Source organism: Kribbella sp. CA-245084, from assembly GCF_050942355.1.
GTDB lineage: Bacteria > Actinomycetota > Actinomycetes > Propionibacteriales > Kribbellaceae > Kribbella.
On sequence record NZ_CP192053.1, the window covers coordinates 4,708,136 to 4,730,342 of the forward strand.

At 67.8% G+C, this 22,207-nt stretch carries 24 protein-coding genes; 9 read left to right on the plus strand and 15 right to left on the minus strand.

What is annotated here, in order from left to right; all coding sequences use genetic code 11:
• Positions 1 to 22: 22 nt before the first annotated feature.
• The 6 genes from ACQPYH_RS22610 to ACQPYH_RS22635 all read right to left on the minus strand — a co-directional run bounded on the left by ACQPYH_RS22610 (position 23) and on the right by ACQPYH_RS22635 (position 7,573).
• The gene (locus ACQPYH_RS22610) at positions 23 to 1,093 is read right to left on the minus strand and encodes an ABC transporter ATP-binding protein (RefSeq protein ID WP_432874672.1); all 1,071 of its coding nucleotides are present in this window, start codon (positions 1,091 to 1,093) and stop codon (positions 23 to 25) included.
• Entirely contained in the window at positions 1,090 to 2,103 is a 1,014-nt protein-coding gene (locus tag ACQPYH_RS22615) for an ABC transporter permease (protein WP_432874675.1), read from the minus strand. Before ACQPYH_RS22615 ends, ACQPYH_RS22610 begins: the two co-directional genes overlap by 4 nt.
• A gap of 95 nt (positions 2,104 to 2,198) precedes the next feature.
• Positions 2,199 to 3,977: an ABC transporter substrate-binding protein gene (locus ACQPYH_RS22620; RefSeq protein WP_432874678.1), complete on the minus strand. Its 1,779-nt coding sequence runs from the start codon at positions 3,975 to 3,977 to the stop codon at positions 2,199 to 2,201.
• 55 nt (positions 3,978 to 4,032) lie between these two features.
• Positions 4,033 to 5,025 (minus strand): ABC transporter permease, encoded by a 993-nt coding sequence (locus tag ACQPYH_RS22625; protein WP_432874680.1) that lies wholly within the window; start codon positions 5,023 to 5,025, stop codon positions 4,033 to 4,035.
• A gap of 262 nt (positions 5,026 to 5,287) precedes the next feature.
• On the minus strand, positions 5,288 to 6,853 hold the full coding sequence (locus ACQPYH_RS22630) for an ABC transporter substrate-binding protein (RefSeq protein ID WP_432874683.1): 1,566 nt from the start codon (positions 6,851 to 6,853) through the stop codon (positions 5,288 to 5,290).
• A 66-nt stretch (positions 6,854 to 6,919) separates the two neighbouring features.
• Positions 6,920 to 7,573 carry an HAD family hydrolase gene (locus ACQPYH_RS22635; protein ID WP_432874686.1) on the minus strand — a complete coding sequence of 218 codons (654 nt, stop codon included), beginning with the start codon at positions 7,571 to 7,573 and terminating at the stop codon, positions 6,920 to 6,922.
• A gap of 191 nt (positions 7,574 to 7,764) precedes the next feature.
• Here ACQPYH_RS22635 and ACQPYH_RS22640 point away from each other — a divergent pair, with 191 nt between their 5' ends.
• Positions 7,765 to 8,613: a PAC2 family protein gene (locus ACQPYH_RS22640; RefSeq protein ID WP_432874689.1), complete on the plus strand. Its 849-nt coding sequence runs from the start codon at positions 7,765 to 7,767 to the stop codon at positions 8,611 to 8,613.
• Here ACQPYH_RS22640 and ACQPYH_RS22645 read toward each other — a convergent pair.
• On the minus strand, positions 8,610 to 8,978 hold the full coding sequence (locus ACQPYH_RS22645; protein ID WP_432874692.1) for a MerR family transcriptional regulator: 369 nt from the start codon (positions 8,976 to 8,978) through the stop codon (positions 8,610 to 8,612). The genes ACQPYH_RS22640 and ACQPYH_RS22645 overlap by 4 nt on opposite strands.
• Before the next feature lie 52 nt (positions 8,979 to 9,030).
• Here ACQPYH_RS22645 and ACQPYH_RS22650 point away from each other — a divergent pair, with 52 nt between their 5' ends.
• The 3 genes from ACQPYH_RS22650 (at position 9,031) to ACQPYH_RS22660 (ending at position 11,636) form a co-directional block, all read left to right on the plus strand.
• Entirely contained in the window at positions 9,031 to 9,861 is an 831-nt protein-coding gene (locus ACQPYH_RS22650) for a polysaccharide deacetylase family protein (protein ID WP_432874694.1), read from the plus strand.
• A 99-nt stretch (positions 9,862 to 9,960) separates the two neighbouring features.
• Positions 9,961 to 10,731 (plus strand): L,D-transpeptidase, encoded by a 771-nt coding sequence (locus tag ACQPYH_RS22655; protein WP_432874697.1) that lies wholly within the window; start codon positions 9,961 to 9,963, stop codon positions 10,729 to 10,731.
• A gap of 11 nt (positions 10,732 to 10,742) precedes the next feature.
• Complete coding sequence (locus ACQPYH_RS22660) at positions 10,743 to 11,636, plus strand: hypothetical protein (RefSeq protein WP_432874700.1); 894 nt, start codon at positions 10,743 to 10,745, stop codon at positions 11,634 to 11,636.
• Between the two features lie 43 nt (positions 11,637 to 11,679).
• Here ACQPYH_RS22660 and mshC read toward each other — a convergent pair whose 3' ends face one another.
• On the minus strand, positions 11,680 to 12,900 hold the full coding sequence (gene mshC, locus ACQPYH_RS22665; RefSeq protein ID WP_432874702.1) for a cysteine--1-D-myo-inosityl 2-amino-2-deoxy-alpha-D-glucopyranoside ligase: 1,221 nt from the start codon (positions 12,898 to 12,900) through the stop codon (positions 11,680 to 11,682).
• 101 nt (positions 12,901 to 13,001) lie between these two features.
• On the opposite strand from mshC, the gene ACQPYH_RS22670 reads away from it, so the two are divergent.
• Positions 13,002 to 13,700, plus strand: coding sequence for a DUF6882 domain-containing protein (locus ACQPYH_RS22670; RefSeq protein ID WP_432874705.1), 699 nt, complete (start codon positions 13,002 to 13,004; stop codon positions 13,698 to 13,700).
• Here ACQPYH_RS22670 and ACQPYH_RS22675 read toward each other — a convergent pair.
• The 3 genes from ACQPYH_RS22675 to ACQPYH_RS22685 are packed head-to-tail and all read right to left on the minus strand — an operon-like array spanning position 13,697 to position 15,789.
• Positions 13,697 to 14,488 (minus strand): SCO1664 family protein, encoded by a 792-nt coding sequence (locus ACQPYH_RS22675; protein ID WP_432874708.1) that lies wholly within the window; start codon positions 14,486 to 14,488, stop codon positions 13,697 to 13,699. The genes ACQPYH_RS22670 and ACQPYH_RS22675 overlap by 4 nt on opposite strands.
• A complete protein-coding gene (locus ACQPYH_RS22680) occupies positions 14,488 to 15,063 on the minus strand; it encodes a DUF3090 family protein (RefSeq protein ID WP_432874711.1) in 576 nt (191 codons plus the stop codon). The genes ACQPYH_RS22675 and ACQPYH_RS22680 overlap by 1 nt, the downstream gene beginning before the upstream one ends.
• Before the next feature lie 12 nt (positions 15,064 to 15,075).
• The gene (locus tag ACQPYH_RS22685) at positions 15,076 to 15,789 is read right to left on the minus strand and encodes a histidine phosphatase family protein (RefSeq protein WP_432874714.1); all 714 of its coding nucleotides are present in this window, start codon (positions 15,787 to 15,789) and stop codon (positions 15,076 to 15,078) included.
• Positions 15,790 to 15,829: 40 nt separating this feature from the next.
• Between ACQPYH_RS22685 and corA the strand changes: the two genes are divergently transcribed.
• Complete coding sequence (corA, locus tag ACQPYH_RS22690; RefSeq protein ID WP_432874717.1) at positions 15,830 to 16,810, plus strand: magnesium/cobalt transporter CorA; 981 nt, start codon at positions 15,830 to 15,832, stop codon at positions 16,808 to 16,810.
• On the opposite strand, the gene ACQPYH_RS22695 is transcribed toward corA, so the two are convergent.
• Both ACQPYH_RS22695 and ACQPYH_RS22700 read right to left on the minus strand, forming a co-directional pair.
• Complete coding sequence (locus ACQPYH_RS22695) at positions 16,807 to 17,634, minus strand: undecaprenyl-diphosphate phosphatase (protein ID WP_432874720.1); 828 nt, start codon at positions 17,632 to 17,634, stop codon at positions 16,807 to 16,809. The genes corA and ACQPYH_RS22695 overlap by 4 nt on opposite strands.
• Entirely contained in the window at positions 17,634 to 18,686 is a 1,053-nt protein-coding gene (locus ACQPYH_RS22700) for an LLM class F420-dependent oxidoreductase (RefSeq protein ID WP_432874722.1), read from the minus strand. Before ACQPYH_RS22700 ends, ACQPYH_RS22695 begins: the two co-directional genes overlap by 1 nt.
• A 51-nt stretch (positions 18,687 to 18,737) precedes the next feature.
• Here ACQPYH_RS22700 and ACQPYH_RS22705 point away from each other — a divergent pair, with 51 nt between their 5' ends.
• Together ACQPYH_RS22705 and ACQPYH_RS22710 are read left to right on the plus strand one after the other, a co-directional pair.
• Positions 18,738 to 19,679: an aldo/keto reductase gene (locus tag ACQPYH_RS22705; RefSeq protein ID WP_432874725.1), complete on the plus strand. Its 942-nt coding sequence runs from the start codon at positions 18,738 to 18,740 to the stop codon at positions 19,677 to 19,679.
• Positions 19,680 to 19,711: 32 nt separating this feature from the next.
• Positions 19,712 to 19,897, plus strand: a complete 186-nt coding sequence (locus tag ACQPYH_RS22710; protein WP_130448421.1) for a DUF5703 family protein — start codon at positions 19,712 to 19,714, stop codon at positions 19,895 to 19,897.
• Here ACQPYH_RS22710 and ACQPYH_RS22715 read toward each other — a convergent pair.
• Both ACQPYH_RS22715 and ACQPYH_RS22720 read right to left on the minus strand, forming a co-directional pair.
• Complete coding sequence (locus ACQPYH_RS22715) at positions 19,872 to 20,948, minus strand: LuxR C-terminal-related transcriptional regulator (protein WP_432874728.1); 1,077 nt, start codon at positions 20,946 to 20,948, stop codon at positions 19,872 to 19,874. The genes ACQPYH_RS22710 and ACQPYH_RS22715 overlap by 26 nt on opposite strands.
• A gap of 2 nt (positions 20,949 to 20,950) precedes the next feature.
• Positions 20,951 to 21,367, minus strand: a complete 417-nt coding sequence (locus ACQPYH_RS22720) for an ester cyclase (RefSeq protein ID WP_432874731.1) — start codon at positions 21,365 to 21,367, stop codon at positions 20,951 to 20,953.
• A gap of 95 nt (positions 21,368 to 21,462) precedes the next feature.
• On the opposite strand from ACQPYH_RS22720, the gene ACQPYH_RS22725 reads away from it, so the two are divergent.
• A complete protein-coding gene (locus ACQPYH_RS22725; protein WP_432874734.1) occupies positions 21,463 to 21,942 on the plus strand; it encodes a MarR family winged helix-turn-helix transcriptional regulator in 480 nt (159 codons plus the stop codon).
• The last annotated feature ends 265 nt before the right edge of the window (positions 21,943 to 22,207 follow it).

Genomic DNA, 22,207 nt, shown 5'->3' on the forward strand with positions numbered 1-22,207 from the left:
AGTAGTAGTCACAGTCGTCCCGTCACAGGTTCGGCTTGATGTCGGTCTCCCACGCCTGCTGGCGGTTCTGCGGGGAGAGATGGCAGGCGACCATGTGGCCGTTGCCGATGTCGAGCAGCTCCGGGCGCTCGGTCTCGCTGGCGCCGCCGTTCAGGTGCGCGTAGTTGCAGCGCGGGTTGAACGCACAGCCCTTCGGGACGTTGATGAGGCTCGGCGGCGTGCCCTTGATCGGGATCAACCGCTCGGTGCGCTCCCGGTCGATCCGCGGCATCGAGCCGAGCAGACCCCACGTGTACGGGTGCTGCGGCTCGTCGAAGATCTCCTCCGCGGTGCCGTACTCGGCTGCGCGGCCGGCGTACATCACCTGGATGTCGTCGGCCAGCTCGGCGACCACCCCGAGGTCGTGGGTGATGATGATGACGGCCGAGTTGAACTCGCGCTGCAGGTCCCGGATCAGGTCCAGGATCTGTGCCTGCACGGTGACGTCGAGGGCCGTCGTCGGCTCGTCGGCGATCAGCAGGTCCGGGTCGCACGACAGCGCCATCGCGATCATCGCGCGCTGCCGCATACCGCCGGAGAACTGGTGCGGGTACGCGTCGACGCGCCGGTCGGGCTGCGGGATGCCGACCCGGTCGAGCATCTCGATCGCGTGCTTCTTCGCGACCTGCTTGCTGACCTGGTTGTGCACCCGGTAGGCCTCGATGATCTGGTGCCCGACCGTGTAGAACGGGTGCATCGCCGACAGCGGGTCCTGGAAGATCATCGCCATCCGCTTGCCGCGGAGCAGCCGGACCTCTTCGCGGCTCGCCGAGACCAGGTCCTGACCGTCCAGGAAGATCTCGCCGCTGATCCTGGCCACACCCGGCGGGTGCAGACCCATGATCGACAGGCTCGTGACGCTCTTGCCGGAGCCGGACTCCCCCACGATGCCGAGGGTCTTGCCCCGCTCGAGCTTGAACGAGATCCCGTCGACCGACTTCACCACGCCGTCGTCGGTCGGGAAGTGCACCTTGAGGTCGCGTACGTCGAGGAACGCGTCGCCGCGCTCCACCCGCTGGACGGAGTCCTGGACTTCTTCGATCGGCTCGGTCACGAGATCCGCACCCTCGGGTCGACGACGGCGTACAGCAGGTCAACGATCAGGTTGGCCAGCACGATGAAGAAGGCGGCGACCAGGGTCACGCCGAGCACCTTGGGCAGGTCGTTCGCCCGGAGCGCGATGACGGCGTACTGACCGATGCCCGGCAGGGAGAACGTGGTCTCGGTGAGGATCGCGCCGCCCATCAACAGGCCGAGGTCGAGACCGAAGATGGTCAGGATCGGCGTCAGCGCGGACCGCAGCCCGTGTCTGAGGACGACGTCCCGCTCGGTCAGGCCCTTGGCCCGCGCCGTCCGGACGTAGTCCTCGTTCATCGTCTCGAGCATGCCGGCCCGGGTCAGCCGGGCGTACGCCGCGGCGTACAGGAACGCGAGCGTCGTCCACGGAAGTATCAGGTCGTACGCCCACCAGATCGGATTGGTTTCGTCGAGTGGGTTCGTGCCGCCCTGTGCGGTCCAGCCGAGGCCGTAGCTGAAGATCGACAGCGACAGCAGACCGGTGAAGAAGATCGGCAGCGAGACACCGGCAAGCGCTACCGACATGAGTGATCGGTCCAGCACCGAACCGCGTCTCAGCGCCGATATGACACCGGTGCCGACGCCGGTGACGAGCCAGATGAACGCCGCACCACCGGCCAGCGAGGCGGTGACGGGTATTCGCGACACCAGGTCCGGCCAGACCGGCTGCTGGGTCAGGAACGAGTAGCCGAAGCACGGCGGCGGGCAGTGCTCGGTGGACGGGCCGTAGTTGTAGTCGGTGCCGACGACCAGACCCTTCACGAAGCGGCCGTATTGCACGTAGAGCGGATCGGTGAAGCCGAGCCGCTCCGCGGTCTGATGGATCTGCTCCTTGCCGACACTGCGGCCGACGTACCGCGAGGCAAGGTCGTCCGCCGTGGCACCCCCGACCCGCGGGACCAGGAAGAAGATCGAGAACGTGACTGCCGTGACGATGAAGAGCAGGACCACTGCCCCGATCAACCGGCGGACGAGATATGCGAGCACCGTGCGCGGCGTGGTGGCCGGTGATCATCGCTGATCACCGGCCACCGTCAGCCTTCACCTACCTCTGCTGGCGAAATGATGGTTGTTCAGAGCAACTACTTCTGCGCGAGCCCGATCGCCGCGTAGTCGTACATGTTCTGACCGTCGTTGCTGAAGACGTTGGCCAGTGTGTCCGGACGGTACAGCAGGCCCTTGGCCCAGATGCCCGGCAGCGCGGCCGCCTGCTCCATGACCTTCTTGTCGACGTCGACCCACAGCTTGTTACGAGCGGTCTCGTCGGTGGTGGACATCGCCTTGTCGATCAGCTGGTCGACCTCGGGGATGCGGATACCCAGGTTGGTGTTACCACCGGTGTCCCGGATGACCCGGCTGTCGACGATCTGGCTCAGGAAGCCGAAGCCGTCGTTCCAGTCGGCGCCCCAGCTGTAGACGATCAGGCCGAGACGGTTCGCCTTCGCGAAGTCCGGCTTGCCGGCGTACAGCTTGGTGTAGTCACCGGTCGGGTAGGGCTTGGTGGTCAGGTTGATACCGACCCGCTTCAGCGACTGCTGCAGCGTCTCGGCGACCGCCTTCTCCTTGGCCCGGTCGGTGCGGTAGGTGATGTTGATCGCGAAGCCGTTCGGCTGACCGCACTGCTTCAGCTCGTCCTTGGCCTTGTCGACGTTGCCGTTCTTGTCGGTCAGGAAGCCGTAGTCGTCGAAGCTCTCGGCTCCGGTGACGCCCGGCGGCATCAGGTTCGTCGCGATGTCGCCGCCGATCGGACCGCCGTACGCGCGCTGGTAGCCCTCGTGGTCGGCGGCGTAGAGCACGGCCTTGCGGCAGTGCACGTTGTCCAGCGGCGCGACCTGGCTGTTCAGCACGGTCCAGTTCAACCGCGGCGCCGGCACGTTGTCGGCGTGCGCCTTCAGGTTGGGGTCGGCGAGGATCTTCGCCTGGGTCTCAGGCTGGACGCCGGTACCGGCGAGGTCGACGTCGAGGTCACCGGCGAGCAGCCGGTTGTCGATGTCCGTGCCCTCGACGTTGTACGCGATGGTGATCTTGTCCGGCAGCGCCTTGCGGCCCGAGTCCGGGTCGGTGGACGCGTCGTACTGGTCGTTGCGGACCAGGTCGAAGCCCTTGTTCGAGTCGTAGGTGCCGAACTTGTACGGGCCGGTTGCGATCGGGTGTTCCTTGTACTTCGCGCCGGTGTCCTTGGCCTGCGGCACCGGAGCCGTCGACGGCAGCTGCGCGAAGTAGTCGAAGCTCGCGAACGGCTTGCTCAGGTGGAACACGATGGTCTGGTCGTCCGGCGTCTCGATCGCCTGTGCGACGCCGGCCAGCGACTTGTCCTTGTAGACGCTGTACCCCTTCGGGACGCCCTTCAGGAAGTCGTTGAAGTACGTCGGGCCGTTCGGCAGCGTGGCCTTGTCCAGCGAGCGCGCGACGCCGTACTTCACATCCTTCGAGGTGACCGGCGTGCCGTCCTCGTACTTGATGCCCTTGCGGAGCTTGTACGTCCAGGTCATCGCGTTGTCACTGGGCACACCAGGAGCCTCGGCCAGGTCCGGCACCGGCTTCGCACCCTCGGCGCCCGGCTTCGCCGCGAACGTCATCAGCGGACGGACATAGTTGCGAACCAGGTTCCAGGACAGGCCGTAGTAGGTGTCACCGGGGTCAGTGGAGTCCCACTGCTCGGTGATCGCCATCCGCAGCGTGCCACCCTTTTTGTCGCTCGGGTTGAAGTTCTTGCCGACGGCCGCGTTGAACTCGGCCTTCGCCGAGCTCCCACCGGTGGACCCCCCGCCGGGCGTCGCCTTGGGTCCCCCGCAAGCCACCAGGCTTAGGGCGACGGCCGCACTGACGGCGGTAACCGTCGTGATGCGATTCCATCTCATCTCTTGTTGCACCCCTTTTTTCGTGAGAGCCAGGCTCCCTGGTTGGAGAGAAGTCCTAGCGCGACCGCGGGTCGAGCGCGTCGCGCAGCCCGTCGCCGAACAGGTTGAACGCCAGCACGGTGATGAAGATGGCCAGACCCGGCGAGATCATGTACCACGGGTCGACGGCGTACCACTTGGCGGCGATCGACAGCATGTCTCCCCAGCTCGCGGTCGGCGGACGGACGCCGACGCCGAGGTAGGACAGACCGGCCTCGAAGAGCACGTTGGTCGGGATCAGCAGGGTCGCGTAGACCAGGATCGGGGCGATCAGGTTCGGGAGCAGCTCGGTGAACAGGATGTACGGGCGGCGCGCGCCGAGGCTGCGAGCCGCGTCGACGAACTCGCGCTCACGCAGTGACAGCGTCTGACCACGGATGATCCGGCCGATGTACGGCCAGCTGAAGAAGCCGATGATGAACACGATCAGCCCGACCCGCAGCGAGTCGCCGCTGAGTCCGAGGATCGAGTCCGGCACCGCGCCGACCAGCGCCAGCGCGAACAGCACCAGCGGGAAGGCCAGGAAGATGTCCATCAAGCGGCTGATCAGCGAGTCGACCCAGCCGCCGAAGTACCCGGCGACGATGCCCATCACGACGCCGATCACCACCGACATCAGCGTCGCCAGGAACGCGATCAGCAGCGAGATCCGGGCCCCGTAGACGATCCGGGCGAAGATGTCGCGGCCGTTGAGCGGCTCGATACCGAGCGGGTGGTCCCAGCTGATGCCGCCGAACCGGCCGAGCGGCACCTGCCGCGACGGATCGACCAGGTCCTGGTGGAAGTCGTTCGGGGTGACGCCGACGAGCTTGCACAGCAACGGCGCGAAGATCGCGACCAGAATCAGGAGCACCACGACGACCCCGCCGGCGATCGCGACCTTGTCGCGCTTCAGCCGCATCCAGGAGATCTGCCACAGCGATCTGCCCTCGATCTTGCCGACGCCCTCGAGGATGGCGTCAGGCTGGGCCGACGTTGCTCCGGGCTCGACCTCGAGTGGCGCACTCACGCGATAGGTCCCCCTGACTGGTTCGGTTTGAACAGGAACGAAATCCCGTATGGCTGCGGCCTTAACCTGCCGCCATTACAGCGCGGAGTCAAACGCGGAAAGTGCTGCGTTGCCCGATCGTGATCGTCAGGAAATCGTCCCGTATCGTGGACGTTCCGCAGTAAACCACGGTGTCGCACCCACGGTCGCCGGGACCTCGCCAACCGTTACTGCCATGGCATTTTTGTGTCAGTGCCGTGATCAGGGCGATATTCGCCCGGTTTCAGCGCCTCATCCCGGAGAAGTACACGAACGACAGCGGATCGATGGCCGGCTGGACGTTCTCGACGTCGTTGTGGGCGACCACGGCGACCCTCCCCTGCCAGCTCGGGATCACCGGGACCTCTCGCGCGATCACGGTCTGTAGCTGACCGATGAGCTCGTCGCGTTTCAGCCCGTTCTGCTCGGTCCGTTGTTGCTGCAGCAGCTTCGTGGCCGCTGCCGAGCGGTACCCGTTCTGGAACGGAACGTCGGTCACGAACGGCGCGAGATAGTCGTCGGCGTCCGGGTACTCCGGGATCCAGCCGAACTGATACATGTCGTACGCCCCGGCCTTCGCGGCCTGCTGGTACTGCGGCCACTCGGCGCTGCGCAGGGTCACCCGGAACAGCCCGGACGCCTCCAGTTGACGCTTCAGCTCGAGTACTTCGGCCTTCGCGCCGGTGCCGAACTGCGTCGGCGTCCAGCCGACCGTCAGCGGGACCGGCGCGGCGATGTTCGCGGCCTTGAGAATCGCCGCGGCCGCCGTCTTGCTCGGCTGCTTGTACTCCGTCTTGAACGCGTCGGTGTGACCGCCGAACCCGGGCGGCACCACGGAGTACAGCGGCGACACGTGGTCGCCGTACGCCTTCTTCGCGATCGCCGGGCGGTCGATGAGCTGGGCGACCGCCTGCCGGATGGCCGGCTTGCGGGCCAGCAGCGACTTCATCTGGAAGGCGAAGAACCGGATCTCCGCCGAGTTGGTCTCGACCACCTGCACCTGGTCGGACTTGCGCAGCCTGTCCAGCAGGCTCGGACCGAACCCGTGGAACGCGACGTCCGCCTTGCCGGAGGTGACGGCCTGGTAGAGCGCGGTCGAGTCCTTCAGTTGGCTGATCGTGACGCCGTCGTTCTGCGCCGCCCGCGGACCCTTGTACCCGGCGAACTTGGCGAGCGTGATCTCCGCGCCGGGTTTGTACGCCGCCAGCTGGTAGGGCCCGCTGCCGATCGCTTTCCCGTCAAGCAACTTGTTCGCCGGGTAGGACTGCTCGTCGACGATCGACGCGGCGGTAATGGTCAGCAGGTACGGGAGCCGGGCGTCGGGGCTGGTCAGGTTGAACACCGCGGTCAGGTCGTCCGGAGTACTCACGGACTTCACCGAGGAGAACAGGTGCGCCGCTCCCCCGGGCGCCTTCAGCCGCACCATCCGGTCGAAGCTGAACTTCACGTCCGACGACGTCAACTCGTGCCCGTTCGGGAAGGTCAGGTGTTCCTTCAGGCTGCACGTGTACGTCGTCGGCGAGTCGAACTGGCAGTCCGCCGCGTCCGGCACCGGGGTCGGTTTGTCGGGCAGGATCGTCAGCAGCGTCTGGTACAGGTTCGCCTGGACGGTGCGCGAGCCGACGTCGTACGGGCCGGCCGGGTCGAGCGAGGTGATCGAGTCCGTCGTCGCCACGCGCAGCAGCATCAGCTTCGGCGACGACTCCCCCGGGTGCGGCGCATTGTCGTCCGGCTGACCGCAGGCAGCCAAAGACACCCCCAGGGCACCCACCGCCACGGCCGCCGACATCCGGCGCACCCACTCACTCACCGTCTCACCTTCCCCAGCCCGTTACCCCAAACAACGCACCCGAAGGGCCCAAGTGACGGTAGCTGGTCAATGGAGCAGGGAGCGCAGGGACTCCGGGGTGAGCGGTTCGAGAGACTTCACCACGAGGCGGCGGGGCGCGTCCGGGATGGAGATCCACTGCGGTACGGCGACGACGTACGCGCCGGCCGCCGTACCGGCCTGGGTGCCGGTCATCGAGTCCTCGATCACGACGCAGTTGGCCGGGTCGACGCCGAGCTTGGCCGCGGCGGTCAGGTACGGCTCGGGGTTCGGCTTGCCGAGCGTCACCTCATCACCGGCGACGATGACGTCGAACGGGTCCGGCGGTAGGTGCAGGAGAACGGCGTCGATCATCTGCCGGTACGACGCCGAGACCAGCGCGCACGGCACATCTTCCTTGCGCAGTGCCTGCAGCAGCTCGAGCGCGCCGGGCTGGAACGTGACCTCCCTGCGGAGCGCCACGATCACCTCGGAGAACATCCGGTCGGCCAGCTCTTCGGCGGTGATCACGCCGGCGGGGATGCGCGCCATCCAGACCTGGACGGCATCGCGCAGGTCGCTGCCGATCAGGGTCATGCAGTCGTCCATCGTCCAGGTCGCGCCGAGCTCGGCCAGTAACTCGAGCTGGACCTCCGCCCAGACCTTCTCGGAGTCGACCAACGTCCCGTCCATGTCCCACAGCACTGCTTGCAGGGCCGGCAACTACCGCTCCTCTACGTCGTTCGCTCAGATCAGATCGGTTCTATTCTCCCTGGTCGCGCCAGGTCCGGACATTTCGGGTCTCACCGACACGTTCCGCTGGGCGTGAAACCGGGCACACGTGTCCGCCGGAACACGTAGGCTGGCAGTCCGGTTTCCCGCCGGATTGCCTACAGACGACAGGGGGCCTGCGAGTGGTTGACCTCGCGAACCTGAGGGACCCGGTCGTGATCGCCGCGTTCGAGGGCTGGAACGACGCGGCGGAGGCGGCCACCGGAGCGGTCGACCATCTCGTCGACGAGTGGGACGCGGAGCTCGTCACGGCGATCGACCCCGAGGACTACTACGACTTCCAGGTGAACCGTCCCCAGGTCGGCCTCGACGAGGACGGCGTACGGCGGTTGACCTGGCCGACGACGCGGATCTACCTGGCCCGGCCCGACGACACCGGCCGCGACGTGCTGCTGATCCGCGGCATCGAGCCGAACATGCGCTGGCGTGCGTTCTCCCGCGAACTGCTCGAGATCGTCGACGAGTCCAACGCGCAGATCGTCGTCGTGCTCGGCGCACTGCTCGCCGACTCGCCGCACACCCGCCCGATCCCGGTGTCCGCAACGTCGTCCGACGCGGAGCTCACGGCGTCGTGGAGCCTCGAGGCGTCGACGTACGAAGGCCCGACGGGCATCACCGGCGTCTTCGCCGACCTGTGCACCACGCTCGGCGTCCCGTCGGTCTCGATCTGGTCGGCCATCCCGCACTACATCGCCGGCACGCCGTGCCCGAAGGCCTCACTCGCGTTGCTCGGCAAGATCGAGGCGCTGCTGGATCTGGCCATCCCCGAGGGTGATTTGCCGGAGCTGTCCCGCGCGTGGCAGCGCGGCGCCGACGAGCTCAGCGAAGAGGACCCCGAGGTCGCGGAGTACGTGCAGTCCCTCGAGGAGCAGCGCGACACCGCCGACCTCCCCGAAGCCACCGGCGAGGCGATCGCGGCCGAGTTCGAGCGCTACCTCAGGCGCCGCAACAAGAACCACCCGAGCGACTAACCCGGCATCTCGCGCGTTGCGGTGGTGATGACGTCGTCGAGTACGGCGCGGGACGTGGTCAGGTCGGCGATCATCTGGTCGATGCGGTCCCGCTCGGCGGTCAGCTCGGTGACGAGCTCGGGCGTGGCCAGCTCGTTCGGCCCGCCGTCCGGGTCCCGCATGCACGGCAGCAACTCGGCGATCTTCTTGCTGTGCAGCCCGGCAGCGAAGAGCTCCTGGATCAGGATCACGCGATCGACAGCACGTTCGGCGTACTCACGCTGGCCGCCAGTCGTCCGCTCGGACACGAGCAGGCCCTGCACTTCGTAGTACCGCAGCGACCGCACACTCACCCCGGCCCGCTCCGCCAGCTCCCCGATCCGCACGCCGCCTCCAGGACTTGAACCTGACACTGATGTCAGACTTTACCGTCCCGGTATGACGCTCTACGAGTACAGCCCGATCACCGAACGACCCGCCCTCACCTGGCCCGACGGCAAGCGCGTGGCCTTTTATGTCGGCCTCAACATCGAGCACTTCCTGCCCGACGAACCCTCCACCAGCATCTGGCCGATCGACGTCAAACCCGACGCACTGAACCACGGCTGGCGGGAGTACGGCGCTCGTGTCGGCGTCTGGCGGATCATCGACATCCTCGACCGGTACGGCGTGCGCGCGAGCGCTCTCGTCAACTCGATGGTTGCCGAGCGCAACCCGCAGCTCATCAAGGCCGGCGTCGAACGCGACTGGGCCTGGCTGGCCCACGGGCAGACCAACTCGATCCTGCACACCGGCTACGAGCCCGACGAGGAACGCCGCATCCTCACCGACATCACCAGCACGATCGAGACCGCCACCGGTAAGCGGCCGAAGGGCTGGATGGGGCCGGCGCTGACCGAGACCCACAACACCCCGGAGCTGCTCGCCGAGCTCGGGTACCGGTACGTCCTCGACTGGACCAACGACGATCAGCCGTACCGCCTCAACGTGCCCGGAATGCTCAGCGTCCCGTACACCCTCGAGCTCAACGACCTCGGCCTGTTCCTCCGCGGCCTGTCCGGCCCCGACTTCCTCCAGATGGTGAAGGACCAGTACGACGTACTGCGTGAGGAGGGCGGCCGGGTGATGGCGCTCGCGCTGCATCCGTTCGTGATCGGGCAGCCGTTCCGGGCGAAGTACCTGAACCTCGCACTGGAGTACATTGCCGCGCAGAGCGACGTCTGGCTGACCACGAGTGACGACATCGCCGCCTACTACTCGACCACGTAACCCGGCCTGGCATGGCGCGTTGTTACTAATGGGTTTATTCTCGTCCGGATAACTGGGGGGTGACGGCGCGCCGTCACCGGGAGCACGGGGAGTAACGACATGCGCAACGAGCGGGGCGGTACTTCGATCCCTGCCCTCGCTGTGCTCGTTCTGCTCGGCATCGTCGCCGCGGTCGGCATCTTCGGTCACAAGACGAAGCATGTAACCGTCGACCTCACCACGCTGACGGCGTCGACCACCGCCACCACGATCGCCACCGCTCCGCTCGACACCCAGCCGTTCTCCGGGACCAATGGTCTGGTCGTCCACCCGCGTGCCGAGGCGGCACTGTTCACCGCCCCGGACGCCGACGCGTTCGGGAAGATCGCGCCCACGCAGTTCGGCCAGACCTGGCTGCCGGTGGTCGAGCAGACCGATGGCTGGGTGCGCGTCCTGCTCCCCTCCAAGCCCAACCGATCCACCGGCTGGCTCCAGGACGAGGACCTCGACCGCGCCTCCTCGTCGTACCTGGTCCGCGTGCACACCAGCTCGCGGACCATCGAGCTCTTCGACAAGAACAAGAGCCTGGGCACCTGGAAGGCCGGAGTCGGCGCGAAGAAGACGCCGACGCCGCCCGGCCGGACGTTCCTGCTCGGCTCGATCATCGACCACAAGCGGTCGGCATCGCCGATCGTGCTCCCGTTGGGTGCGCACAGTCCCACCTTGGACACGTTCGGTGGCGGACCTGGTACGGTCGCGATCCACGGCTGGCCGAATCCCCACGTCTTCGGGGCGGCGATCAGCGCGGGCTGCGTCCGGGTGCCGAAGACCGCCCTCGCCGATCTGCAGAAGGTTCCGCTCGGGACGCTCGTCCTGATCGACAGCAAATAAGGAGATTCCGTATGCGACGACAGTTGACTCCGACGATTCTCACGGCCGCGGCCGTGGCAGGCGTCGTGACGTTCAGCCTGGTCGCCAGTGCGCCGGCCGGCAACGCCGCGGCCCGCCCGTCGTCGGCGTACGCCGTGAGCGCGGAAGGCCAGGTGCCGATCGCGAAGACGCCGTACGCCGAATCGCTCGACGGGAAGCGGCAGACGACGTCCGCGCTGGAGCTCCCGAAGAACCCGCTGCTCTCGGTCCGGGCCGGTACGGCGACCGCGGGCAACGACTCGGCGTCGGTCGAGCTGTTCGACATCGTCGTCGGTCCGGACATCCTCAGCCAGGTGCAGATCCCGCCCGAGCTGAAGCAGCAGTGCGCGAGCCTGCCGAAGACCGGCGCGGACGACCTGCCGCTGCCGGATATCGCGCTGCCCGACCTCGGCCTGCCGCTGCCGAAGCTGAGCACCAAGGACCTGCCGGTCAAGAACCTCCCCGACCTGTGCAACCTGCTGCTCAACCCGCCGAGTTCGCTGCTCGCCATCGACTCGCTCAACGTCTACTGCTCGGGTGATTCCGGCGGCGTCGACCTCGGTGCGGTGACGCTGCTCGGCCAGACCCTGAAGCTGCCGAGCACCAAGCAGGGCGCGTCCTTGCCGTCGAACCCGCTGGCGGCCATCAGCGTCAACAGCCAGGGCAAGCACTCGGACGGCTCGTTCACGATCACCGGCCTGAGCATCAACCTCGGCGGCGGCACCGAGGTCATCAACCTTGCCTCGGCCACCTGCGCCAAGCCGGCCGCCAAGCCCAAGCCCACCCCGAAGCCGACCCAGCCGGACGTCCAAGCTCCGCCGGTCGACCACGTCCCGGCGGCGCCGGTTCCGACCCCGGTCAAGACCCACCAAGCCGTCACCGGCTGATCATGTGAAAGGCCCCGACCGGCTTCGGTCGGGGCCTTCTCAGTTAGAGCTTCACACCCAGCAACGCGTCGACTGCCAGCGCGATTAGTGCAGGCGCTTCATGGTCGTCGCCTTCGCTCTCCGCCCAGGCATCCACGGCAGCCAACGCAGCGACCGTGTCCAGATCGTTCGTGAGCGCCGCCCGCAGGGCATCGACCGCTGCCGCACCATCAGGCCCGGACCCGCGGCCAACAGCGCCACGCCACACGTCCAGCCGTTCCTGCGCCGACGTCAGATCGGTCGGCATCCAGAACCAATCGGTGCGGTAGTGATGCGTGAGCAGCGCCAGCCGGATCGCCATCGGATCCGCACCCGCGAGCCGCTCCTTCGACACCAGCACCAGGTTGCCCTTGGACTTCGACATCTTCTCGCCGTCCAGCCCGACCATCGCCTGGTGCACGTACGCCCGCGCGAACGGGTGCTCGCCGGTCGCGACCTGCGCACCGCTCGCCGACATCTCGTGGTGCGGGAAGATCAGGTCCGTCCCGCCGCCCTGGACGTCGAACGTCATCCCGAGGTACTTCAGCGCGATCGCCGAGCACTCCACATGCCACCCCGGCCGGCCGCGTCCGAGCCCCGAGTCCCACGAGGGCTCCCCCGGCCGCTCGTGCCGCCAGAGCAGGCTGTCCAGCGGATCCTGCTTGCCCTCGCGATCCGGGTCGCCGCCGCGCTCCTCGAACAGCTCCCGCATCGTCTCGCGGTCGTAGTTCGACACACCGCCGAACAGCGGGTCGGTCTTCACCGCGAAGTACAGATCGCCGTCGACGGAGTACACAGCGCCGGCGCGGCGCAGGTCCTCGACCGCGTCGGAGACCAGGTCGATCGACTCGACCACGCCGATGTAGTGCTGCGGCGGGATCACCCGCAACGCGGTCATGTCGTCGCGGAACAGCTGGATCTCCTGCGCGGCCAGATCGGTCCACTCGACGCCGGTCGCCGTCGCCCGTTCGAGGAGCGGATCGTCGACATCGGTGATGTTCTGCGTGTAGTGGACGTCGTACCCACTGTCCCGCCACATCCGGTTGATCAGGTCGAACGTGACATACGTCGCCGCGTGACCCATATGCGTCGCGTCGTACGGCGTGATGCCGCACACATACATCCGCGCCGTCGCGCTGTCGACGGGCGGCACCTCGACCAGGCCGCGGGAGGCGGTGTCGTAGAGGCGCAGCCGCCGGGCCGGCCCGGGTACGACCGGGATGTCTGGTTTCGTCCACGCCTGCATGTGTCGGAGCTTATGCCAGTCCGATTTTCAATGACGCGACACGGTTCCAATCTGTGGTCCGTCCACCGGCTGGCCCCCTGGTCCCGCTAACGTCGCGAACGATGAGCGCTGACTTCGGTTCCGACTTCCAGGCGTACGGCGGCTGGATCGCCGCGGCCGCGATCCAGCAACAGGACCTCTTCAACGAGGTGGTGGGCCCCGGCTCGTTGCACGCCGACCTCGACGCGCGGACGCTCACCAGCGACCGGACTGCCCTCGGCGGCGTCTCGCTGCTCGGCAGCTTCTCGCACCAGGACAACACCTGGCTGTGGGGCTGGGCGAACCCGGGCTTCGGCCCGGACGCGCCGGCAGTCGCGCCGACCGTCGCGATCCGGCAGTTCGGCGGCAGGCACGGGATCGACGAGTTCACCACCGGCAGCCTGGACCTGAGCGGGTTCCCGCAACCGGCGCAGGCCGCGATCACGCTCGCGATCACCGCGGGCGCCGTACTCGCTGGTCGTGGGGTCTGGTCGACCGCGATCAACGAGGGTCGCGGGCAGGTGTATCTGCATGTCGCCGACGAGCAGCTGCCGCTGGCCGAGTTCGATGCGATTGCCACGCCGCGGCTGCTGATGACGGCTGTCAGCGTGTTCCCGTCCGACCATCGGCAGGTTGTCCGCGGGTACTTCCAGCACTTCGGCCTGCCGTACGACGAGGGGTCCGACGCGATCCGCGGTACGGCGCCGAACGGCAGCGTCGTCCTCGCGACCTTCGACGACCTCGGCCGGATCGGCAACGTGAACGTCGAGCCGAAGGTCTAGAACGCGGGCCAGGGAATCGCGGGCCAGTCGTCGCTCGGATACGGGAAGGTGCCGGTCTTCAGCAGGATCGCGCAGCGCTCGCGGGTCGCGGTCAGCTCGACCGTGGTGATCAGCTCGCACATTTGTTGCCCGAAGCCACCAGCGAGCTGATCCGCCAACCGGCGTACGTCGTCCAGCAGGTCGGCCGGGATCGGATCGCCGGCCCAGCCCCACAGGACCGTGCGGAGCTTGTCGTCGGCGTTGAACGTGACGCCGTGGTCCACGCCGTACACCCGGCCGTCGCCCGGGTTCAGCACGTGGCCGCCCTTGCGGTCGGCATTGTTGACCACGGCATCGAAGACGGCCATCCGCTTCAGAGCGTCGTTGTCCGCGTGGACGAGCGTGACCGGGTTGTGGCGGCCGTCGAGCGCCTCGAGTACGCCGACCCAGCCCTTCGGCACGCGACCTTGCGGAACGATGTCGACCAGCTCGGTCTCCGCGGGCCCGAGCTCGGCCTCGTCGATCCACAACTGCACCATGCCCTCGCCAAGCGGACCGTCCCGCAGCAGCGTCGGCGGCACGACCGACCAGCCGAGCGTCTCGGAGACGACGTACGCCGCGAACTCGCGCTGCGCCAGCGTGCCGTCGGGGAAGTCCCACAGCGGCCGCTCACCCTCGATCGGCTTGTAGACCACGGTCGCGGTCTCGCCGTCCAGGCTGACCGAGCCCTGGTACGTACCGTTCGAGGCCGCGACGAGGCGACCGTGCAGTGACAGCTCCCCGCGGGCGAGCAGGTCGGGATCAGTCATCATTCCGGCAGGTGTCGGCGGTAACCGTTGGCCCGCGGGCAGATGTGTCCGTCCGCGTCGATCGGCCGGCCGCAGAACGGGCAGCTCGGGCGGCCGGACGCGACCAGCGCGACCGCGCGCCGGGCGAACGCCCTGGCCTGCTCCTCGGTGATCCGGACGATGAACACCTCGGCGTCGTCGGACTCCATCGCGGCCGTGACCGGATCGGTCTCCTCGAGGTCGGCCTGCTCACCGGTGACGACCGCGAACACCTCGATCACCACGCGCTCGGCGTCGGCCTCCCAGGCCAGCGTCATGGTGCCGGCCCGGAACTCCTCCTCGATCGGCTGCTCCAGCGGCGAGGTGTCGTCGGCGGCGGTCTGCGTCACCGGATCGCGGTCGAAGCGCCGGGCAACCTCGTCCAGCATCACGTCGAGCCGCTCCGCGAGCGCCATCACCTGTTCCTTCTCGCACGCGACCGACGTCAGCCGTTGCCCGGCCCTGGCCTGCAGGAAGAACGTCCTCGCACCGGGCTCCCCCACGGTGCCGGCGACGAACCGCTCGGGGTCGTCGTAGGTATGTACAACTCGCGCCATATCTAGACCCTATTACCGTCCGCCGACTACTGCGTCCGAGGACTGCTTCTTGGGCTTGCCTTTCGCTGTCGGCTTAGGAACCAGTGACGCCAGCTCGCTGCCGGAGTCGTTCAGGCGGACCAGGAACGGGCGGGTCGCGGTGTAGGTGATGATCGTGGTCGACGCCGTGTCCACAACGATCCGCTGGAACGTGTCCAGGTGCTGGCCGAGCGCATCCGCCACGATCGCCTTGATCACGTCGCCGTGCGAGACCGCGACCCAGATCGCGTTGTTGCCATGGGACTTGGCGAGCTCCGCATCGTGCGCTCGTACGGCGTCGACCGCGCGCTGCTGCATCCCCCGCATCGACTCGCCGTTCGGGAACGTCACCGCCGACGGGTGCTGCTGGACGACGGCCCACAGCGGATCCTTCGCCAGGGTCGCGATCTTCTTGCCGGTCCAGTCGCCGTACCCGCACTCGGTCAACCGCCGGTCGGTTGCCGGACGCAACACGTGCTCGGGATGGTGCTCGGCGTGGTGCTTGGCGATCGCTGCGGCGGTCTGCCTGCACCGCTCGAGCGGCGAGGTGACGATCGCGGCCAGCGGCAGCTCGGCCAGCCGCTCCGCCACCGCCTCGGCCTGTTTGATGCCGGTCTCGTCCAGCTTCACACCGAGCGTGCGACCAGCCAGCGTGCCGGACGTATTCGCGGCACTACGGCCGTGACGGACCAGAATCACCGTGGGCATGGTGAGCACGTTATCCGGTCCGGCAAGTCGGGGTGCCATCATGGGTTACGTGATCGTGGACTGCGGGGTGTACGCCGAGGGGGAACGGCGGGATCTGCCCAAGGATCCCGAGACCGTTGCCCAGGCCATCGACGACGACCACGACTCGTTCGGGTGGATCGGGCTGCACGACCCGTCGGACGCCGAGATGGAGCGGGTGCAGCGGCTGTTCAACCTGCACGACCTTGCCGTCGAGGACGCGCTGCAGATCCACCAGCGCCCGAAGGTCGAGCGGTTCGGCGACATGATCCTCGTCGTACTGCGGACCCTCTGGTACGTCGACGAAGGTGACGCGGTCGAGACCGGGCAGGTGACCGCGTTCATCGGGGAGCGGTACGTCGTGACCGTGCGGCACGGGGAAGGCGGTGAGCTCGCCACCACGCGGCACGAGCTGGAGGAGCGCGCGTCAATGCTCGGGCATGGGCCGGCCGCCGTACTGTGGGCGATCTGCGACGCGATCGTGGACCAGTACGAGACCGTCGCCGAACAGGTCGAGTTCGACGTCGACGAGATCGAGAGCTCGGTGTTCTCGCCCGAGCGGACCAGCGACGCGGAGCGGATCTACCGGCTCAAGCGCGAGGTGCTCGAGATGCGGCGGGCGATCGATCCGCTGCGCGAGCCGATGGAGGAGTTCGCACACGGCGTCGCCGGCCTCGGGCCGAAGGCAAGCCCGTTCTTCCGCGACGTCGCCGACCACCTCACCCGCGTATCCGAGCAGACCGAATCCATCGACATCCTGCTCCAGTCCGCGCTGAACGCACACCTCGCGCGGGTGTCCGTCCAGCAGAACGACGACATGCGAAAAATCTCAGCCTGGGTTGCCATCGCGGCGGTCCCGACGATGCTGGCGGGCATCTACGGCATGAACTTCGACAACATGCCAGAACTCCGCTGGCACTTCGGCTACTACGCCGTTCTCCTCCTGATGGCCGTCGTCTGCTCCACCATGTACGCCTTCTTCCGCAAGGTCGGCTGGCTCTAGGTAGCGGTGATTGTGCTGGTTGCCAGCAGGATGACCAGGACGATACCGAGCAGGATCCGGTAGAAGGCGAAGACCTCGATGGTGTGTTTGGCGACGAAGCGGAGCAGCCAGGCGATCGAGGCGTAGGCGACGATGAAGCTGACGACCGTGCCGACGAGCAGAGGTACTGCGCCTACGTTGCCGTGGAGCGCGTCCTTCAGCTCGTAGACGCCGGCGCCGACGAGCGCCGGGATGCCCAGCAGGAATGAGATCCGGGTAGCCGCGACTCGGTCCAAGCCTCGGATAAGGCCGGCGGAGATAGTGGCGCCCGAGCGGGAGATGCCTGGAATCAGCGCTAGGCATTGGACCAGGCCCATGACGAGCGCATCGACGAAGGTGATGCGGGTCAGCGGGCGTTCCTTGGTGCCGATGCGTTCGGCGGCGACCATCACGATCGACCAGCCGATCAGCGCGGCGGCGACCCACCACAAGCTGCGGAGGGGGCCGGAGATGAGGTCGCGGGCGAGGAAGCCGACGATCACGATCGGGACCGAGCCGACGATGACGTACCAGCCCATGCGGTGGTCGAACTCGCCGCGGTGTTCGGGGTTCGCCAGGCCGCGGACCCAGGCGACCGCGATGCGCGAGATGTCTTTCCAGAAGTACAGGACGACCGCGGCGATCGCGCCGACCTGGATCACCGCGGTGAAGCCGGTGATCGACGGGTCGTCGATCTTCAGGCCGAGCATCTTCGACACGATGGTCAGGTGCCCGGTGCTGGAGACCGGGAGGAATTCGGTCAGGCCCTCGACGATGCCGAGGATGATGGAGTCCCAGATCGTCATCAGCCCGCGACCCCGGACAGCTCGAGCGCCTCGGCGGCGGTGTGCAGGTCGGCGATCCGCTGCTCGACGGTCGACGCGAACGGCGTCAGCGCGACAGTCGTCGCCCCGGCCTCGGCGTACGCCGTGAGCTTCTCGGCCATCCGCTCCTTCGAACCGAGCAGCGAGATCGAGTCCAGGAACCCGAACGGTACGGCGGCCATCGCCTCGCGGTGCTTCTTGTCCAGGTACAGGTCCTGGATCTGCTTGGCCTCCTCGGCGTACCCCATCCGGATCGCGAGCGCGTTGTAGAAGTTCTTCTCCCGGCTGCCCATGCCGCCGATGTACAGCGCCGCGTACCCGCGGACCGGATCAGCCGCGACCTGCAGGTCGTCCCCGGTCATCAGCGGCGTGGTCACCACCACGTCGAAGTCGTCGAGGCCGAGCTGACGGGCTTGCCGGCCCGCCTTGATGTGCGTCAACTGCTCTCCCAGGTAGGCAGGATCGTTCAGGATGCCGAGCCAGCCGTCGGCGATCTCGCCGGCCAGCTCGAGGTTCTTCGGACCGACCGCCGCCAGGTACACCGGCACGTGGTCGCGGATCGGCCGCACGGTCAGTTTCAGCGCCTTGCCCGGTCCGTCGGGCAGCGGCAAGGTGAAGTGCTTCCCCTCGTACGCGACGGTCTCACGCCGGAGGGCCGCGTTCACGATGTCAACGTACTCACGGGTCCTGAGCAGAGGCTGAGAGAAACGGACGCCGTGCCACCCCTCCGAAACCTGCGGCCCCGACACGCCGAGACCCAGCCGGAACCGGCCGTTCGACAGCCGGTCCAGCGTGGCCGCGGTCATCGCGGTCATGGCCGGTGTCCGGGCCGGGATCTGGAAAACGGCCGCGCCGACATCGATTGTGGTGGTCTGGGCGGCGATCCAGCTGAGCAGCGTGGCCGCGTCCGAGCCGTACGCCTCCGCGGCCCAGGTGACCGCGAAGCCGAGTGCCTCGGCCTCCTTCACAAGCCTCAGGTGATCGAGGTGGTCGTCGCCGCCGAAGACGAAGCCGATGTTGAGTCCGAGTCGCATGACTGGCGAGCCTAGCGAGAGGTTGTCGGTAGGCCGCAATAGGCTCGGGTCATGCAGCAGCGCTATCTCGGTCACAGTGGACTGGCGGTGAGCAGGCTCGGCCTGGGCACCATGTCGTGGGGCCGGGACACGGACGAGCATGAGGCGCGCGAGCAGCTGGCGGCATTCGTCTCCGCGGGCGGGACGCTGATCGACACGGCCGCGGCGTACGGCGATGGTGACAGCGAGCTGCTGATCGGGTCGCTGCTCGGCGACGTAGTGGACCGTGACGACCTGGTGATCGCGACCAAGGCCGGGTTCAGCGTCCGCCGGGGTGAGCGGATCACCGACACCTCCCGCGGCGCCCTGCTGCGCGACCTCGAGGGCTCGCTCCGCCGGATGAACGTCGACCACATCGATCTCTGGCAGCTGCACACCTGGTCCGACGACGTCCCGCTGGAGGAAACGCTCTCCGCGCTGGATCACGCGGTCAACTCCGGCAAGGTGCGGTACGTCGGCATCTCGAACTACGCGGGCTGGAAGTCCGCCCGGGCCGTGACCTGGCAGCAGGCGTGGCCGGGCCGCGCGATCCCGGTGTCGAACCAGGTGGAGTACTCGCTGCTCGCCCGGGACGCGGAGGTCGACGCACTCCGCGCCGCCGCCGGGCTCGGGATCGGGGTCCTGGCCTGGTCCCCGCTTGGCCGCGGTGTGTTGACCGGTAAGTACCGGACGGGCATCCCGGCGGACTCCCGGGCGGCGTCTCAGCATCTGTCCAGATTCGTCGACCCCTACCTCGACGCGCGGGCTTCAGGCATCGTGGAAGCGGTTGCCCGGGCAGCGGACGGGCTCGGCTGGACCCCGCTCGAGGTCGCGCTGACCTGGGTGCGGGACCGGCCCGGCGTGTCGGCGGCCATCGTCGGAGCCCGGACTGCGCTGCAATTGAAGTCGGTGCTCGGAGTGGAGGAACTCACCCTGCCGCCCGCGATCGCGGCGGCGCTGGAGGATGTTTCTTGAAGGTGTTGTTGTTCAGGTAGTCGGAGGTGCGGATGGCCGAATACGAGCTGCAGCAGTTCGAGGTGTCCAGGACGGAGTCCCGCGGTGCGGTGCGCAGATTGCTCACCGAGCACGCGGAGTACGGCGGGTGGGAGCTTGCCCGTCTTCGTCGCTATCCCGACGGCACCCGCCGCGTCTGGCTCCGCCGCCGCATCATCCGCGTGATGCGGACCCTCTGAGCAACACACTCACCAGCTCGCGTCGGCTCCCGACGCCGACCTTGTCGAACGACGCCCGCGCGTGCTCCTGCACGGTGTGCGGTGACAGGCACAACCGCTCGACGATCTGCCGCGTGGAGTAGCCGCGCAGCAAGAGCTCCGTGACCCGCTGCTGAGCCGGCGTGAGTCCGTGCAGATCGAGCAGCAAGGACCCCAGCTGACCCGGTGTGACCGGCTCCATCACGACGACAATCTGCCCGTCATCTCCGAGGCTCGATGCCTGAAGCTGTAACCAGTCGCCGGCCCGCGTCCTGACCTTCACCCTCGCGGTCGCCTGGTCGACCTGCATCCGCGCGGCCGCCGACCGGACGGCGACGGGCAGCGCCTCCGCCGACCCGAGCTCCGCGAGCCAGTGGTCCGCCTCGGCGCTCGACGACCGCAGCCGGAGGCGGGTGTCCAGCACAACCACTCCCGGCCCGACCCGCCGCCCACCGGCATACCATACGGTATGGTCTGTCGGGCTCGGGTCGGGTTCGTGCGGCTCGAAGGCGGTGGGGCGCAGTCCGAGGCGCAGGCCTTCGGCGAGGTGGGGCGCCAGGCGGCGTACGAGCTGGATCTCCTGGGTGGCGAAGCCTGACTCTGCGGTTTCGCGGTGTAGGCAGAGGACGCCCCAGCAGCGGCCGTTCGACATCAGGGCGGCGCGGAGTTCGTCGCCGAGACCGAGCGGGCGCATCAACTCGGCGTACCGCGGGCTGCTCCCCCAGTCGCCCTTCGTCGCCTGGCCCAGCGACCGCACCGGATCGCGGCCGCCGGCCAGTACGGCGAACTTGTTCACGTCGTCCTGCCCGAACTCGTTCGCGATGAACTGCTCGGTGATCGCGCCGAGCGGCTCGTCGACCATCGCCGACGTGAACAGCACCGTCGCCGGGTCCACCGTCGCGAAGAACGCCGCGTCGACCGTCAGCACACCCCGCAGCCGCGCGAGCACCTCGGACCGCAACTGATCGGCGTCCAGCCCGGCGTAACAGCGCTGGATCAGCACCTCAAGGCGATCCATTCCCCCCGCCCCCATGATCAGGATGCTACGCCCAGTTGCCGGAGGAAACCGAGGTCGTCGAGCCGGCCCCACCGTTCGACGATCAGGCCGTCCCGGAGCCGCCAGATGTTGATCCCCGGCAGGCTGACGGTCTTGCCGGTCGGCGGCACGCCCATCACCTCGCCGCGCTGCGTCCCGCCGGCCGTGAACCGCTCGACGACGACATCGCCCTCCGCGATCAGCGCGTGCAGGTCGCTGTGCCAGTCCGGGAACGCGGCTCGCATCATCTTGGCCGCGTCCCGCATCCCCTCCCGGTCCGCGGTGACGCCGAACGGCGGGTCGTTGTTGATGAAGTCCTCGGCCAGGTGGGTGTCCACGGCGCCGAGGTCCCCTTTGGTGAACAGTCCGTCGATGAAGTCCTTGACGACGGTTTTGTTGCTCTCTGTTGTGCTCATGCCTCGATCGTGCGCGGGGTTCTTCACCCGCAGTACCCCGATTAGTTGGGGTTCTGCCGATGAAATATCTCTGCGACAGAGGTAATCTCGAAGATGTGACCGAGACTCTCGCCGAGGACCTGCTGGCCGCGATCGGGCTGGTACGCCGCCGGCTCCGTCGTTCCGCGGGGCGGCCGTTGGCGCTCAGCACGCTGACCGGCTCGCAGGCGGAGCTGGTCCGACTCGTCCGGCGCAATCCGGGCATCTCCGTCGCCGAAGCCGCCGCCGAGCTCGGTCTCGTCGCGAACACCGTGTCGACCCTCGTCGGCCAGCTCACCGAGCGCCGCATGCTGCTGCGCGCACCCGATGAGACGGACCGCCGCGTCGCCCGCTTGACCCTGACCGAGCCGGCCCGCGAGCAGGTCGAAGCCTGGCGCGACCGCCGCGCCGCCCTGGTCAACGAGGCCCTCGACGGTCTCGCAGGCGAGGACCGAGACGCCATCCGAGCCGCCTTACCGGTCCTCGCCGTCCTCGCGGAGAGGCTACATCCGGACCAGGAAGCCCAGATGTCACACGCACACGGCGCCTTCAAATGACACGAAGGAGCGCGTTTGACGTCCTCCACCGCCCGAAGGCGGAGGATTCCAACCCCTGCGGGTTGAGGTTTGCGGTTCACGGCCGTGCCTTACTGCGCAAGAAGGCTCCCCGCACTGCCACGGCCCGCCCGGCCGTGGTTGCTGCTTGTACTTCGACTGCTGACTGCTTGCTTATCGCAGCCAGGGAGAACGCTACCTCGCCCGACCGACAAAACCTGAAGGGAGGGAGATGGCGTCTGTGCAGCTCGGTCAACGGACCGGGATC

Coding starts and splice junctions, on each gene's coding strand:
- ACQPYH_RS22685 (WP_432874714.1), bottom strand. CDS start 15,789: ATGCCCACGGTGATTCTGGTCCGTCACGGCCGTAGTGCCGCGAATACG.
- ACQPYH_RS22650 (WP_432874694.1), top strand. CDS start 9,031: ATGACGCTCTACGAGTACAGCCCGATCACCGAACGACCCGCCCTCACC.
- ACQPYH_RS22695 (WP_432874720.1), bottom strand. CDS start 17,634: ATGACGATCTGGGACTCCATCATCCTCGGCATCGTCGAGGGCCTGACC.
- ACQPYH_RS22620 (WP_432874678.1), bottom strand. CDS start 3,977: ATGAGATGGAATCGCATCACGACGGTTACCGCCGTCAGTGCGGCCGTC.
- ACQPYH_RS22680 (WP_432874711.1), bottom strand. CDS start 15,063: ATGGCGCGAGTTGTACATACCTACGACGACCCCGAGCGGTTCGTCGCC.
- ACQPYH_RS22715 (WP_432874728.1), bottom strand. CDS start 20,948: ATGGGGGCGGGGGGAATGGATCGCCTTGAGGTGCTGATCCAGCGCTGT.
- ACQPYH_RS22700 (WP_432874722.1), bottom strand. CDS start 18,686: ATGCGACTCGGACTCAACATCGGCTTCGTCTTCGGCGGCGACGACCAC.
- mshC (WP_432874702.1), bottom strand. CDS start 12,900: ATGCAGGCGTGGACGAAACCAGACATCCCGGTCGTACCCGGGCCGGCC.
- ACQPYH_RS22720 (WP_432874731.1), bottom strand. CDS start 21,367: ATGAGCACAACAGAGAGCAACAAAACCGTCGTCAAGGACTTCATCGAC.
- ACQPYH_RS22710 (WP_130448421.1), top strand. CDS start 19,712: ATGGCCGAATACGAGCTGCAGCAGTTCGAGGTGTCCAGGACGGAGTCC.
- ACQPYH_RS22660 (WP_432874700.1), top strand. CDS start 10,743: ATGCGACGACAGTTGACTCCGACGATTCTCACGGCCGCGGCCGTGGCA.
- corA (WP_432874717.1), top strand. CDS start 15,830: ATGGGTTACGTGATCGTGGACTGCGGGGTGTACGCCGAGGGGGAACGG.
- ACQPYH_RS22705 (WP_432874725.1), top strand. CDS start 18,738: ATGCAGCAGCGCTATCTCGGTCACAGTGGACTGGCGGTGAGCAGGCTC.
- ACQPYH_RS22655 (WP_432874697.1), top strand. CDS start 9,961: ATGCGCAACGAGCGGGGCGGTACTTCGATCCCTGCCCTCGCTGTGCTC.
- ACQPYH_RS22670 (WP_432874705.1), top strand. CDS start 13,002: ATGAGCGCTGACTTCGGTTCCGACTTCCAGGCGTACGGCGGCTGGATC.
- ACQPYH_RS22675 (WP_432874708.1), bottom strand. CDS start 14,488: ATGACTGATCCCGACCTGCTCGCCCGCGGGGAGCTGTCACTGCACGGT.